Source organism: Streptomyces sp. SDr-06 (assembly GCF_003324565.1).
GTDB lineage: Bacteria > Actinomycetota > Actinomycetes > Streptomycetales > Streptomycetaceae > Streptomyces.
On the sequence record NZ_QOLA01000003.1, the window covers coordinates 213,791 to 227,240 of the forward strand.

A 13,450-nucleotide genomic window follows, 5' to 3' on the forward strand; every position below is an offset into this window, starting at 1 on the left:
GGAAGTGCCATGGCGCAGGTCGAGGCCACGACGGAGCGAATCGTCGCGGCGGATCCCGAGACCGTGTTCGACACGCTGGCCGACTACAAGGACAGCCGCCCCAAGCTCCTGCCGGAGCACTTCAGCGAGTACCAGGTCCGCGAGGGCGGCGACGGCGAGGGCACCCTCGTCCACTGGAAGCTCCAGGCCACCAGCAAGCGCGTCCGCGACTGCCTCCTGGAGGTCGCGGAGCCGACCGACGGTCAGCTGGTCGAGAAGGACCGCAACTCCTCCATGGTCACCACCTGGACCGTCACGCCCGCGGGCGAGGGCCGCTCCAAGGTCGTCGTCAGCACCGTGTGGAACGGCGCCGGAGGCATCGGCGGATTCTTCGAAAGGACCTTTGCGCCCAAGGGACTTGGCCGCATCTACGACGCGATGCTCGACAAGCTGGCCACCGAAGTCGAGAAGTAGCCCGCGACCCCTCCCCGCGGTCACCGGTTCGGGTGGATTTCCGTTCCGGCCCGTTGTGCGCCGTAGGTGCTCCCGCCAGCGCTTAAGCCCCCGGCGTACGCCTCCCGCACCGCTCGTCTCGCTTGCCCCGGTTGTCGCGTAATGCGAGAAATGGTCGGCGCAAGCGCGACGAGGGGAGCAGTTTCGTGGGCGGGATCACTCTGGTGAAGGACGAGCGGGCCGCCGAGCCCGCTCCGGCCCCGGCGGCCGAGCCGGCGGGCGAACTCCCGGCACCCCGGGAGCCGTTGACGCCCCGCCGGGTGCGCACCGTCTTTCTCGGGCTGATGCTCACCCTGCTCCTCGCGGCGCTCGACCAGATGATCGTCGCCACCGCCCTGCCGAAGATCGTCGGCGATCTGCACGGCCTCGACAAGGTGTCCTGGGCCGTCACCGCCTACCTCCTCGCCTCCACCGTCGGGCTGCCGATCTACGGCAAGCTCGGCGACCTCTTCGGCCGCAAACCGGTCTTCCAGTTCGCGATCGTCGTGTTCGTCGTCGGCTCGGCCCTGGCCGGCTGGTCGCGCACGATGGACGAGCTGATCGCCTTCCGGGCGGTCCAGGGCATCGGCGGCGGCGGGCTCATGATCGGCGTGCAGGCGATCATCGCGGACATCGTGCCGCCCCGGCAGCGCGGCCGGTTCATGGGCCTGATCGGCGCGGTCTTCGGACTCGCCTCGGTGGCCGGGCCCCTGCTCGGCGGCTTCTTCACCGACCACGCCTCCTGGCGCTGGTGCTTCTACATCAACGTGCCGTTCGGCCTGGTCACCCTGGCCGTCATCACCGTCGTCCTGAAACTGCCCCGGCCTCGCGTGCGGCCCCGCCTCGACGTGCTCGGCATGCTGCTCCTCGCCGCCGCCTCGACCTGCGTGGTCCTCCTGACCAGTTGGGGCGGCACGCGGTACGCCTGGGACTCGCGGCCGATCCTGGGGCTCGCCGCGGGCGCTGCCGGAACGACCCTGCTGTTCCTGGTCGTCGAGAACTACGCGGCCGAACCCGTCATCCCGCTGCGGCTGTTCCGCGGCTCGATCTTCAACGTCTCCGGGCTCGTGGGCGCGGTCGTCGGCGTCGCCCTCTTCGGGGCCGCCAGCTATCTGCCCACCTTCCTGCAGATGGTCGACGGGGCCAGCGCCACCGGGTCCGGACTGCTCGTGCTGCCCATGATGGGCGGCATCGTCGGCGCCTCGATCATCTCCGGCCAGCTCATCAGCCGCACCGGCCGCTACAAGATCTACCCGATCCTCGGCGGCGCGGTCTCCGCCGTCGGCATGTGGCTCCTGTCCCGGCTCGGCACCGACACCCCGCGGCTGCACTACAGCATCTGGATGGCCGTGCTCGGCATCGGCATCGGCCTGGTCATGCCGGTCCTGGTGCTTGCCGTGCAGAACGCCGTCGACCCCGCCGACCTCGGCACCGCCACCAGCGCCAACAACTACTTCCGGCAGATCGGCGGCAGCGTCGGCGCCGCCGTCTTCGGCACCCTGTTCACCAACCGCCTCGCCCACGCGCTCACCGAACGGCTCCCGGCCGGGGCCCGCCTGCCCGATCCCGAGTCGATCACCCCGCAGCTGGTCCACGCCATGCCGCCCGCGCTGCGCGACGGATACATCCGGGCGTACGCCGACGCCATGCCGCGGATCTTCCTCTACCTCGTGCCGGTGCTCGTGCTCGGCTTCGTCCTCGCCTTCTTCCTCAAGGAGCAACCGCTGGTGTCCCACAACGCCCCCGCCGCCGAGACCGCGCCCCTGCCCCACGCCCGCACCGCCGCCCCCGCCCCCACCGGCGGCGTCCCGGTCTGCGGCACCGTCCAGCACCACGACGGGACCACCGTGCCACGCGCCGCCCTCACCCTCGTCGACGTACGCGGCCAGCAGGTCGGACGCGGAGCCAGCGGCGCGGACGGGCGGTACGCGCTCAGCGTGCCCGGCGCCGGTTCCTACGTCCTGATCGCGGCGGCCGGCGGCCACCAGCCGCAGGCCGTCGCCGTGACCGTCGGCGAACGCCCCGTCGACCTCGACGTCGTCCTCGGCGGCGCCGGCCGCCTCGCGGGCAGCGTCGTCACCGCCGACGGCACCCCGGTGCGGGACGCCGCCGTCACCCTCACCGACGTACGCGGCGAGGTGGTGGCCGCCACCCGCAGCGGGCGCGAGGGCGGCTATGTGATCACGGAGCTGGTGGCGGGGGAGTACACCCTGGCCGCCAGCGCACCCGCCTTCCGCCCCGCCGCGCTCCCCGTGAGCGTGCAGGCCTCGCGCGAGACCCGGCAGGACATCGAGCTGGCCGGCGGGGCCGTCCTGCGCGGCACCGTGCGGGCCGGCGGCGGGCGGCCGGTGGAGGACGCGCGGGTCACGCTGCTCGACGCCGCGGGCAATGTCGTGGACACCCTCACCACCGGCCCCGACGGCACCTTCCGCTTCGTCGACCTGTCCTCGGGCGAGTACACGGTGATCGCGGCGGGCTATCCGCCGGTGGCCACGGTGCTGCAGGTCGCGGGCGGCGGCCGGACCGAAAGGGATCTCCAACTGGGCCACGAGGACTGACCTTTGGTCAATGCGTGCGGCATGTGCGCGCGGGCGTACGCCTATTGTGGAGTTGGCCCGCGCGCGGTGTCCCGATGGCCGTACGGTGGTGGTACAGCCGCCGATTCTCGCGGCGGGGAAGGAGCCTCCCACCCATGGACAGTGGTACTCCGCCGAAGCTGCCGCACCAGTTCGCCGTGGCCGGCCGGATCCCGCTTGCCGTGATCGTCGTGGACGGCGACGGCCTGGTGTCGCACTGGTCCTCCGGTGCGCGCAGGCTGTTCGGTCCCGGCAAGGAGGAGGCGGTCGGCAGGGCCGCCGCCGATCTGCTCCCGGTCTCCGGCGCGCTGGAGCAGAGCTATGACGACTACGAGCTGTTCGACGCCTTCGGACCCGGGCTCGACGGCCCGCTGACCGGGCGCACCGCCTACCCCACCGCGGGCCGGGCCGCGCTCTGCGAGCCCGGCCGCGAGCGGACCGACGTGCTGTGGTGGGCCTATCCGCTGATCGGCCCCGGGCCCGAACGGCTCCTGGTGCTCGCCGCCGACGCGGCGCAACTGCACCACGAGGCCGACGACGACGGCGGTTCCATCGAGCGCATAGCGCCGGGCTTCGCCCTGCACACCGACTTCCCCGGGGCCGACGAACTGGCCAGGCGGCTGCCCGACATCCTGCCCAGCATGAGCGTCGGCGAGAGCTCCCGCATCGTCTCCCAGGTCCTCGAACTGGGCTATCCCGTGCTGGAGTTCAGCCAGCACGACCGGGTGCCGGTGACCCCCGACTGGGGCGTGCCCCGACGTGCCGAACACCGGCCCCTCGGGCGCCGCCACCCCATGGAGCCGGTGACGCGGACCAGCCCGCCCTCGCCCGAGTTCGCGGCCGACCTCGAATACGCGGCGGTCCGCGAGCGGCTCGAATTCCTCAATGAGGTCAGCGGCCGCATCGGCTCCTCCCTCGACCTGTCCCGCACCATCCACGAGGTCAGCGCCGCCGTCGTGCCGCGGTTCACCGACGTCGCGGGCACCTATCTGCGCGAGCAGGTCATCGCGGGGGAGGGCTTCCCCGACGGGCCGCCCGACGAACGGACCCTGTGGCACCGCGTCGCCGTCGAGCACGTCGACGAGCCGGGCCGCTGGGACGACGTGGTGCCGGTCGGCGAGTCCATGCCGTTCCCCGCGCACACCCCGTTCTTCCAGTGCATGACGTCCGGCGAGCCCGTGCTCGTGCCCAGGATCAGCGAGCAGATGGGCACCGCCATCGCCTCGCAGTTCGAGAAGCGCGACATCCGGCCGCTCATCAACGGCCGCTCGATGCTGGTGGTTCCGCTCAAGGCGCGCAACGTGGTGCTCGGTTTCATGATCCTGCTGCGGCACGCCGAACGGGCCGAGTTCAACGACATGGACCGCGTCACCGGAGCCGAACTGGCCGCGCGCGCCGGCCTCGTGCTCGACAACGCGCGCATGTACACCTACCAGGAAAGCGTCGCGGAAACGCTTCAGGACTCGATGCTGCCGCAGGTCACCCCGCGCATGGCGGGCTGCGACACGGCCACCCGCTACCTGCCCGGCACCCTGCTCGGCCGGGTCGGCGGCGACTGGTTCGACTCGATCAAACTGCCCGGCTCGCGCACCGCCCTGGTGGTCGGCGACGTCATGGGCCACGGCCTCAACTCGGCCGCCATGATGGGCCAGCTGCGGACCGCGGTGCAGACCATGGCCGCGCTCGACCTGCCGCCCGACCAGCTCCTGCGCAACCTCGACGACCTGGCGCAGCGCCTGGGCGAGCACTACCTCGCCACCTGTCTGTACGCCGTCTACGACCCCATCAGGGGCGAGCTCCTCATGGCCAACGCGGGCCATGTGCCGCCGGTGATCGTACGGTCGGCGGACGGCCGCAGCGAGCTCCTGGAACTGCCCACCGGCGCCCCGATCGGCGTCGGCGGGGTGCCGTTCGAGACGGCCCGCATCCGGGTCGAGCCCGGCGACCGCCTCGTCATGTGCACGGACGGGCTCGTCGAGGTGCGCGGCGAGGACATAGGCGTCGGCCTCGCCACCCTCTGCGAGTCGGCGGCGCACCCCGCCGCCTCCATGGACGACGCCTGCGACACGATCATCCGCTCCCTCAACACCCGGGGCGGCCGCAAGGACGACGTGGCCCTGCTCATGGCGCGGCTCAACGGCATCGCCCGCGAGGACGTGGCCGAGTGGCGGCTCGCCGCGGAGCCCGCCGAGGTGGGCCGGGCCCGCCGCCTGGTCCGCGACCAGCTCGCGCGCTGGGGCCTGTCCGGCGTCGCGGAGACCGTCGAGCTCCTGGTCAGCGAGGTCGTCACCAACGGCATCCGGCATGCGCACGGCCACCAGGTCGAACTGCGTCTGGTGCGGGCCGAGGCGCTCCTGTGCGAGGTGGTCGACGACGACCACACCCTGCCGTCGTTGCTGAGCGCGGGCCCGGACGACGAGGCGGGCCGGGGCCTTCGCGTGGTCAGCGCGCTCGCCCGGGAGTGGGGCACCAGCCGCACCGGGGACGGCAAGACCGTCTGGTTCGACGTGGCACTGCCGCGCCCGGAGCGCCGCACGCGCTGACGGAAGGCCCCGGGGCGTGCGCCGGGACCACATCCCAACTCCGGCCGGTCGAACGGCAGGTGAAGGTATGCGCCGGGTTCTTGTCCGGCGTGCGCTCACGCGGTAGACCGATCTTGACACTGTGCGCGCAGCCTGGGGAGTCGGTCATGAGCGTGACGAGCAGGTACAAGGACGCCTGGGAAGGTTTCTGGCGCGAGGCGCCCGACGAACCGGGTGCGGTCTTCTGGGACGCCGAACCGGCCCTGACGGCCGCCCGTCACCTGGCGCATTTCGGCGCCCGCATCGACCGGCCCGAGCTGCCTCTGGTGGACCTCGGCTGCGGCAACGGCACCCAGACCCGCTACCTGGCGGGCCGCTTCCCGAAGGTGATCGGAACCGACCTGTCCCTGGCCGCGGTCGAGCACGCCCGGCACCAAGTGCCGTCGGACGAGGCGGAGTTCGAGCAGCTCGACGCCACCGACGCCAAGGCCGTACATGAGCTGCACGCCCGCGTCGGCGACGCCAACGTGTACGTCCGGGGCGTCCTGCACCAGTGCGAACCCGCCGACCGCCAGCCCGTGGCCGACGCCATCGCCACCCTGATAGGCACGCACGGCCGGGCCTGCGTGGTCGAGCTCGCCGAGGCGGCCAAGCCGGTCCTGATGGGGCTCGCGCAGAGCCCGGCGGGCCCGCCGCCCAAGCTCCGCCCGGTCTTCGCGCACGGCATCGCGCCGGGCGAGGTCTCCGACAGCGCGCTCGTGGACCTGCTCACCACCGCCGGTCTGACCGTGCTCGCCGAGGGCGAACTCCCGCTCACCACCACGGAGTACGACCCCGACGGACGCCGCATCGAGCTGCCGTCCAGATGGCTGGTGCTGGGTCCGAGCGGAAGCGACGGCGCCCCGGCGTGACACCGCGGGCGTCCACCTGAGGGCGGCCCAACTTCACCCGGGTGCGGAGCAACGTAAGGCGCCCGGCCTCCCTCTTCTCGAACGAGCACCCCCGAGAACATCCGGGAGCCGGGCCGGCCCCCGCGAGAAGGAGCACCGTGTTCCGCACAGCAGCCCGCGCCGTGGCCGTCGCCGGTCTGGCCCTGCCACTCCTGGCGGCCGGACCCGGCACGGCCGCCCGGGACGGGGGCGCACCCGCACCCGGCGCGAGCCCGGCCGGGCCTCATCTGGCGTTCGACTGGGACAAGGTCGAGGTGGGCGGCTGGGCCGGGGTCGCCATCACCGGCATGCCCCCGGGCTGGGACGCGGTGACCGTCACCTCGCCCGCCCTGACGGCTCCGGTCCGCCTCACACCCAAGAAGGCGGGCGCGCGCGAATCGCGCCGGTTCCCCGCATCGGAGGGCCAGGACGTGCGCGGTGACATCGCGCCCGGCAGCTACCCGGTGACCGCGACCCGCGACGGCCACACCGTGGCGAGCGCCCGGCTGACGGTCACGCCGCAGGCACCCGCGCTCATCACCCGGTTCGTGGCCGGCCCCAAGAGCGGCAACCTGGGCGGGGCCGACGCCACACCCCGCGTGACCGTACGGCCGGGCAGCGAGATCGTCGTGCTGCTCGCCGACCACAGCCCCGCCCCCGCCGAGGACACCCTCACCGTCCGGTCCACGGCGTTCGAGGCGCCCATGACCATCAGCACCGACGACGAGGACGACGACCCCGGCTGCAAGTGCGACGACGGCGCCACCGTGTACACGGGACACACCACGGTGCGTGACGATCTCCCCGCCGGGTCCTACCCGATCACGGTCGTCAGTCACGAGGGGAACCACACCAGCACCGCACGCCTGCGGGTCGGCGGCAAACCCCTTGCGCACCACGGGAGTTGGCTGACCGCAGGGGCCGCGGCCCTGGCGCTGACCGGCGTCCTCGCGCTCGTCCTGCGCCACCTTCTGCGCCGGCGGCGCGGGCGGCCCGACGGCGTCAGTGCGGGATGTCGCTGAGGGTGAAGGTGGCGCCGTCGGGGTCGCTGAGGCGGACCCAGACGCCGGTGGGCGAGGTGCCGTCGGCGAGCACGGTCGCGCCGTGGTCGAGGGCCTTCTCGGCATGGCCGCGGGGATCCTCGATGGCGAAGTGGGTGTGCCAGTGGGGCCGCAGGCTGGGGTCGGGGGCGGCCTCGACGGCGCCGGAGGTCAGGCGGGCCACGATGTGCCCGGCGTGGCGCAGCACGACCTCGTCGTGTTCGTACTGGACGTCGCAGCAGCCGGGGCGGTCGCAGGCCCAGTCGAGGACCTCGCCGTAGAAGATCGCCGCGTCGAAGGCGTTTCGGGTGTGCAGCCGGGTCCAGGCCGGTGCGGTGTCGCGCCAGGATTCCCAGTTGGACACGAGGTGGCCCTGCCAGATCCCGAAGACGGCCCCGTCCCGGTCGGCGGCGAGTGCCCCGCGCCCGGTGTGCAGGGCGACCGGTCCGACCGCGACCGTCGCGCCGCGCTCCCGGATCCGGGCCGCGGTGACATCCGCGTCCTCCACCGCGAAGTACGGCGTCCACGCCACGGCCACCTGGAGGGCGGGGGCGAGCGCTCCGATGCCGGCGACGGGGACGCCGTCGGCAAGCGCGACGCGGAACTCCTCGCCCAGGGACCCGCCCCGGAACGTCCAGCCCATCACCGCGCCGTAGAAGTCGAGCGCGGCGCCCAGGTCGCGGGCCATCAGGCTCACCCAGCACGGCGCGCCGCACACGGCCGCGCTCGCGTCGGCCGCGCCGCGTCGCTCCGCCGTGGCGTCGGGATCACTCGGTGACGGCGTCACGAAAACCCTCGCTCTCAGGAATTCGGCGTACCGGCACATAGACCCGACCATTGTCTCGCCGCCGGTCCCCACCCGCCATCCGGGAGCCGCCCGGAGCGTGGGTCACTGGTCGGGATCGCAGCTCTCCCGGCGCCGCCCGATCGTGATCAGCGCGGCCATGAGGGCCTCGTCGTCGTCCCGCGCCGCCACGTGCACGGCGCCCTCCTCCAGGACCGCGTCCAGCTCGGGCAGCCCGGCCGTGGCCGGGGTGGTCCGCAGGATGACACCGCTGGGCGGAGTCAGCGCCCGCAACCCCGTGAACAGCGCGACCGGATCGCCATCGCCGTTCATGCTCGGGTCGAGGACGGTGAGGTCGGGCAGCAGAACCCGGGCCTGGGCCAGGGCGTGCCGGGGGCTCGGGGTGTGCGAGACGACGCGGAAGTGGGCGTTGCGATGGATGAGTTCGCGCAGCACGGAGGCTTCCTCGTCGGTGGCTACGAGCAGGACGGTCATCACGCTTCCAGAATGGCCGCACGAGCCCGGCGCAGCCACGCGAGGACCGACCCAGCCCCGGCATCAGCCGAGCGCGGCTCGCGCGACGAGCCGGGCCGTCTCCCGCCCGGCCCGCAGCGCACCCGCGTCGGTGGCGGGCACACAGTGACCGAGCCCCGGGGCGTACGTGGTCATGATGACCCCCGCGTGATCGGTCCCGGCCTCGTGCAGCCGGGCGGGCCGGTGCCGCTCGACGAGCGCGGCGTGGAAATCGCGGGAGTGGTGACAGGCGACCACCGTGTCCGTCGGCGGCCGAGGCGGGGGTGGCCCGGCTGGGGGCCTGGCCGCTTGCCGGGGATACGGGTGTCCGGAGGGAACGTGGGGGGAAATGATCCTGAATGCCCTCGATCGCCGTTTGTTCCCATAACTGCCGTCGCTTGTCGCGGAGTTGGTCCCCGGGTGCGGCGAGGGGCGTGGCCGACCGGATACGGTGCTGGTGTGCTGATCAAGGGGGAGGGACCGGGGACGGCGTTGCTGCTGGCGGCCGCTCCGGCGAACAAGGGCCGTCTCGTCGACGCCGCGTCCGTCCTGCCGGGGCTCGCCGCGGTCGCCCCGGGCGTGCTCGCAGGTACCGCCGCGGCCACCGTCGTGGAGCTCGCCGATCCGGTCGACCCGCAGACCGTGCTGACCCGGATCCGGGCCGTGGCCGCCACACCGGGCCCGGTCTCCGTGTACCTGGCGGGTCAGGTGCATCTGGATGCCAAGCAGGGCCTCCCGCATGTCGCGCTCGCCCGCACCACGCAGGCGGCCCTGCGCTACACGGCTCTTCCGTGGGCGTGGCTGGCGCACGAGTTCCAGGTGCGGCGGCCCGGCACCACCACGGTGGTCGTCGACCTGGTTGCGGACGCGGCGGCCTGGCAGTGGCTGCGGCACGAGGGCCTGGGCCTCGGGTCGGGCGTCCACCTGTACGGCCGGGTGACCGGTCCCGCGCCGCGCCGGGGGACAACCGCGCCCGACTACCTGAAGGTGTACGCCGAGGTGTGGCGCGGCGGCGCCCGGCCCACCCTCGCCCAGCTCCACGCCTACGCAGCGGACCAGGTGGGCCCGGGTGACGCGCTCTTCCTGGCCGAAGACGGGTCGGCCCCCGACTCCGCCGACCAGCCGCGGCATTCCGCGCCGCCCGGTGGCGCGGCGCCCGGCACCGATCCGCATCCGGCGATCCTCGCCGCCGCGGCCGCGGGGCGCCACGGCGAGGCCGCCTCGATGGCGGCGATGTGGGAGAGCGAGGCGCTGCGGGCGCACGGGCCGGGTTCCCTCGAAGCCATTCACTGGCTGGAGGTCCGCGCCGATCTGGCCCGGCTCGCCGGGGAACCGGCACGCTCCTGCGAGGGCTGGATGGCCTCCGCCCAGGCCCGGCTCGCCGGCGGGCAGACCACGGACGACGCCGACGTCCAGGCCGCCGTCGACCGGGCCCACCACCAGTGGGAGCAGCTGCGCGACCCGGAACGCGCCCGGTCCCTGGCCCCGGCCCTGGTCGCCCTGCGCCGACAGGTCCCGGGGCGGCAGCGCGGCGCGCTGGACGCGGTGCAGCGGCGCCTTGAGCAGCTGCACGCCGTACCGGCTGCCGGGCGCTAACGCGGCAGCTCTTCAGGAGGTGCCGCTACCGGCGGCGCCGCAACCGCCGCAGGCGTTCCTCCCAGCGGCCCGTCACCCGCCCGGCCGCCCAGATCCGGCCCCCCAGCCGGGCCGCCCACCCCGCCCGGCGGGCCCGTGCGCGGACCGCCCCGCGCCGTACGGACATGCGGGTGCTGTGTGTGCTCGGACTGCCCATGCCCCCAGCGTGGTCCGCCCGCGCGGCTCCCGCACGCCGGGCGCGGCGCTCAGGCCCCCGCCTGCCCGGTGTACGGCACGCGGCTGAGCTCGCGCGGCGCGGCGAGGGTGCCCCACTCGTCCCTGCCGAGCCTGGACAGCGGCCGCAGCAGGGTGATCTCGGGGTGGCCGTCGACCATGACCTCCTCGGAGACGACCGCGTGCACCACGCGACCGAACACGACCGTCGAGTCGCCGATCCCGAGGGTGCTGTGCAGTTCGCACTCCAGCGCCACCGGCGACAGCGCCACCCGGGGCGGCTTCACCCGCAGGCTCGGCTCGGTGGCGAGGCCCACCTCCGTGAACTCACTGACCCCGCGCGGAAAGTCGGTCGCCGTGTCGTTGATCTCCGTGTGGAGCGGCATCCCGCCCGTATCCGTCGACCCCTTCACGCCCCGGAAGCGTCGTCCGCCCCGCGATACCGGTCACGGCAATCCCCGTGGGGGGACGCGGTCGCGCGCCGGTGGCTTGGAGCAAGAGCGTCGCCGCTCAACTCCCTTGACCCAGTGGGCCGCAGCCAGGCCCGACGCGGGCCAGGGCCTCCACAGGTATGGACCTCTGGTGGCCGCCCGGTGCCTGGCCGGGGCAGGGGGCGGCGGGTACCGTGGGGCGCCATGAAGATCCTCATCAGTGCGGACATGGAAGGCGCCACCGGAGTCACCTGGCCGGCCGACGTGCTGCCGGGGACGCCGCAGTGGGAGCGCTGCCGGGCGATGTTCACGTCCGACGTGAACGCGGCGGTGCTCGGATTCCTCGACGGGGGCGCCGACGAGGTGCTCATCAACGAGGCGCACTGGTCCATGCGCAATCTGCTGCTCGAACGGCTCGACGAGCGGGCCCAGATGCTCACCGGAAAGCACAAGTCGCTCTCCATGGTCGAGGGGATCCAGCACGGCGACGTGGACGGCATCGCCTTCGTCGGCTATCACACGGGGGCCGGCACGGCGGGCGTGCTCGCCCACACCTACCTCGCCAACTCCATCACCGGGGTGTGGCTCAACGGCGTCCGCGCGAGCGAGGGGCTGCTCAACGCGCATGTCGTCGCCGAGTACGGGGTGCCCGTGGTCCTGGTGACCGGCGACGACCTCACCTGCGCCGACGCCGAGGGGTACGCGCCGCACGCCCGCAAGGTGGCCGTCAAGGACCATGTCTCGCGGTACGCGGCGGTGTGCCGCACCCCGGCGCGTACCGCCGGTGACATCCGGTCCGCGGCGAAGGAGGCGGCCACCCTCGCGCGCCGGGCCGAGCCGGTGGACGGCGGGCCGTTCACCGTGGAGATCGAGTTCGACGCGGAGCACCTGGCCGACGCGGCCACTGTGGTGCCCGGCGTGGCGCGTACGGGTGAACGCCGCGTCTCCTACACCAGTTTGACGATGTATGAGGGCATTCGCACCTTCAAGGCGGTCACGACGATCGTCTCGTCCGCGGTGGAGGAGCAGTATGGCTGAGGTGGAGACGGCCGATCAGGTGGCGCTCGACGAGGTGGTGGCCTTCACTTCCGAGCTGATCCGGATCGACACCAGCAACCGGGGCGGCGGCGACTGCCGGGAGCGCCCGGCCGCCGAGTACGTGGCCGAGCGGCTCGCCGCCGCGGGCCTGGAACCCCATCTCCTTGAGCGCACCGCGGGGCGCACCAACGTGGTCGCCCGGATCGCGGGCAGCGACCCGTCGGCCGACGCCCTCCTGGTGCACGGGCACCTGGACGTGGTGCCCGCCGAGGCCGCCGACTGGAGCGTGCACCCCTTCTCGGGCGAGGTCGCCGACGGCGTGGTGTGGGGCCGCGGCGCGGTCGACATGAAGAACATGGACGCGATGGTCCTCGCGGTCGTACGGGCCTGGGCCCGGCACGGGGTGCGGCCCCGGCGGGACATCGTCCTCGCGTACACCGCCGACGAGGAGGCCAGCGCGGTCGACGGCTCCGGCTTCCTCGCCGACCACCACCCCGAGCTGTTCGAAGGGTGCACCGAGGGGATCAGCGAGTCGGGCGGGGTCACCTTCCACGCCGGGCGGGGCATGGAGATCTACCCGATCGGCGCGGGGGAGCGCGGCACCGCCTGGCTGCGGCTCACCGCGCACGGCCGCGCGGGCCACGGCTCCAAGGTGAACCGCGCCAACGCGGTCAGCCGGCTCGCCGCCGCCATCGTCCGCATCGGCGAGCACGAGTGGCCGGTCAGGATCACCCCCACCGTGCGCGCCTGCCTGATGGAGCTCGCGGCCCTGCACGGCATCGCGGCCGACCCCGACGCCGAGGGGTTCGACGCCGACGAACTGCTCGGCAAGCTCGGGCCCGCCGCGGCGCTGGTCGAGCCGGTGATCCGCAACAGCGCCAACCCGACGATGCTGGAGGCCGGTTACAAGGTCAACGTCATCCCGGGCCACGCGATCGCGTATGTGGACGGGCGGATCGTGCCCGGCGGCGAGGCCGAGTTCCGTACGACGATGGACCGGCTGACCGGGCCCGACGTCGACTGGGACTTCCACCACGGAGAGGTCGCGCTCCAGGCTCCGGTCGACTCCCCGACGTACCTGCGGCTGAAGGCCGCCGTCGAACGGTTCGCGCCGGAGGGGCACGTGGTGCCGTACTGCATGTCGGGCGGCACGGACGCCAAGCAGTTCTCGCGGCTCGGCATCACCGGCTACGGTTTCGCGCCGCTGCGGATGCCGGCCGGGCTCGACTACCAGGCGCTGTTCCACGGCGTCGACGAACGGGTTCCCGTGGACGCGCTGCACTTCGGCGTCCGGGTCCTCGACCACTATCTGCGGTCCGCATAGGGAGAGTTGGAAG

12 protein-coding genes and 1 pseudogene are annotated in these 13,450 nt (G+C 73.4%); 8 read left to right on the plus strand and 5 right to left on the minus strand.

The annotated features are described in order from the left end of the window. The first annotated feature begins 9 nt into the window (after positions 1–9). From DT019_RS09375 to DT019_RS09395, 5 genes are all read left to right on the plus strand, one after another. Positions 10–453 carry an SRPBCC family protein gene (locus DT019_RS09375; protein ID WP_114036246.1) on the plus strand — a complete coding sequence of 148 codons (444 nt, stop codon included), beginning with the start codon at positions 10–12 and terminating at the stop codon, positions 451–453. Between the two features lie 185 nt (positions 454–638). Next, a complete protein-coding gene (locus DT019_RS09380) occupies positions 639–3,029 on the plus strand; it encodes an MFS transporter (protein ID WP_114036247.1) in 2,391 nt (796 codons plus the stop codon). A gap of 134 nt (positions 3,030–3,163) precedes the next feature. Further along, complete coding sequence (locus DT019_RS09385; protein ID WP_189389375.1) at positions 3,164–5,590, plus strand: SpoIIE family protein phosphatase; 2,427 nt, start codon at positions 3,164–3,166, stop codon at positions 5,588–5,590. Between the two features lie 146 nt (positions 5,591–5,736). Continuing rightward, positions 5,737–6,480: a class I SAM-dependent methyltransferase gene (locus DT019_RS09390; protein WP_114036249.1), complete on the plus strand. Its 744-nt coding sequence runs from the start codon at positions 5,737–5,739 to the stop codon at positions 6,478–6,480. A gap of 137 nt (positions 6,481–6,617) precedes the next feature. Beyond that, positions 6,618–7,520: a hypothetical protein gene (locus DT019_RS09395; RefSeq protein ID WP_147267291.1), complete on the plus strand. Its 903-nt coding sequence runs from the start codon at positions 6,618–6,620 to the stop codon at positions 7,518–7,520. Here DT019_RS09395 and DT019_RS09400 read toward each other — a convergent pair. The 3 genes from DT019_RS09400 to DT019_RS09410 all read right to left on the minus strand — a co-directional run bounded on the left by DT019_RS09400 (position 7,501) and on the right by DT019_RS09410 (position 9,093). After that, a complete protein-coding gene (locus DT019_RS09400; protein WP_114036251.1) occupies positions 7,501–8,325 on the minus strand; it encodes a VOC family protein in 825 nt (274 codons plus the stop codon). The genes DT019_RS09395 and DT019_RS09400 overlap by 20 nt on opposite strands. 102 nt (positions 8,326–8,427) lie before the next feature. After that, the gene (locus tag DT019_RS09405) at positions 8,428–8,820 is read right to left on the minus strand and encodes a response regulator (protein ID WP_189389380.1); all 393 of its coding nucleotides are present in this window, start codon (positions 8,818–8,820) and stop codon (positions 8,428–8,430) included. A gap of 60 nt (positions 8,821–8,880) precedes the next feature. Continuing rightward, positions 8,881–9,093 (minus strand): hypothetical protein, encoded by a 213-nt coding sequence (locus tag DT019_RS09410; protein ID WP_114036253.1) that lies wholly within the window; start codon positions 9,091–9,093, stop codon positions 8,881–8,883. Between the two features lie 201 nt (positions 9,094–9,294). On the opposite strand from DT019_RS09410, the gene DT019_RS09415 reads away from it, so the two are divergent. After that, positions 9,295–10,431 (plus strand): hypothetical protein, encoded by a 1,137-nt coding sequence (locus DT019_RS09415; RefSeq protein WP_114036254.1) that lies wholly within the window; start codon positions 9,295–9,297, stop codon positions 10,429–10,431. A 25-nt stretch (positions 10,432–10,456) separates the two neighbouring features. On the opposite strand, the gene DT019_RS39480 is transcribed toward DT019_RS09415, so the two are convergent. Together DT019_RS39480 and DT019_RS09420 are read right to left on the minus strand one after the other, a co-directional pair. Then, complete coding sequence (locus tag DT019_RS39480) at positions 10,457–10,627, minus strand: hypothetical protein (protein WP_189389382.1); 171 nt, start codon at positions 10,625–10,627, stop codon at positions 10,457–10,459. Between the two features lie 49 nt (positions 10,628–10,676). Next, positions 10,677–11,024, minus strand: a pseudogene (locus tag DT019_RS09420) (flavin reductase family protein); the annotation flags it as partial. 255 nt (positions 11,025–11,279) lie between these two features. Here DT019_RS09420 and DT019_RS09425 point away from each other — a divergent pair. Further along, positions 11,280–12,113, plus strand: coding sequence for a M55 family metallopeptidase (locus DT019_RS09425; RefSeq protein WP_114036256.1), 834 nt, complete (start codon positions 11,280–11,282; stop codon positions 12,111–12,113). Next, complete coding sequence (locus DT019_RS09430) at positions 12,106–13,437, plus strand: M20/M25/M40 family metallo-hydrolase (protein WP_114036257.1); 1,332 nt, start codon at positions 12,106–12,108, stop codon at positions 13,435–13,437. The genes DT019_RS09425 and DT019_RS09430 overlap by 8 nt, the downstream gene beginning before the upstream one ends. Positions 13,438–13,450 lie beyond the last annotated feature (13 nt).

Bases quoted from the DNA above. Each gene is read 5' to 3' on its own strand.
- DT019_RS09375 (WP_114036246.1), top strand. From the start codon at position 10: ATGGCGCAGGTCGAGGCCACGACGGAGCGAATCGTCGCGGCGGATCCC.
- DT019_RS09385 (WP_189389375.1), top strand. From the start codon at position 3,164: ATGGACAGTGGTACTCCGCCGAAGCTGCCGCACCAGTTCGCCGTGGCC.
- DT019_RS09390 (WP_114036249.1), top strand. From the start codon at position 5,737: ATGAGCGTGACGAGCAGGTACAAGGACGCCTGGGAAGGTTTCTGGCGC.
- DT019_RS39480 (WP_189389382.1), bottom strand. From the start codon at position 10,627: ATGGGCAGTCCGAGCACACACAGCACCCGCATGTCCGTACGGCGCGGG.
- DT019_RS09425 (WP_114036256.1), top strand. From the start codon at position 11,280: ATGAAGATCCTCATCAGTGCGGACATGGAAGGCGCCACCGGAGTCACC.
- DT019_RS09430 (WP_114036257.1), top strand. From the start codon at position 12,106: ATGGCTGAGGTGGAGACGGCCGATCAGGTGGCGCTCGACGAGGTGGTG.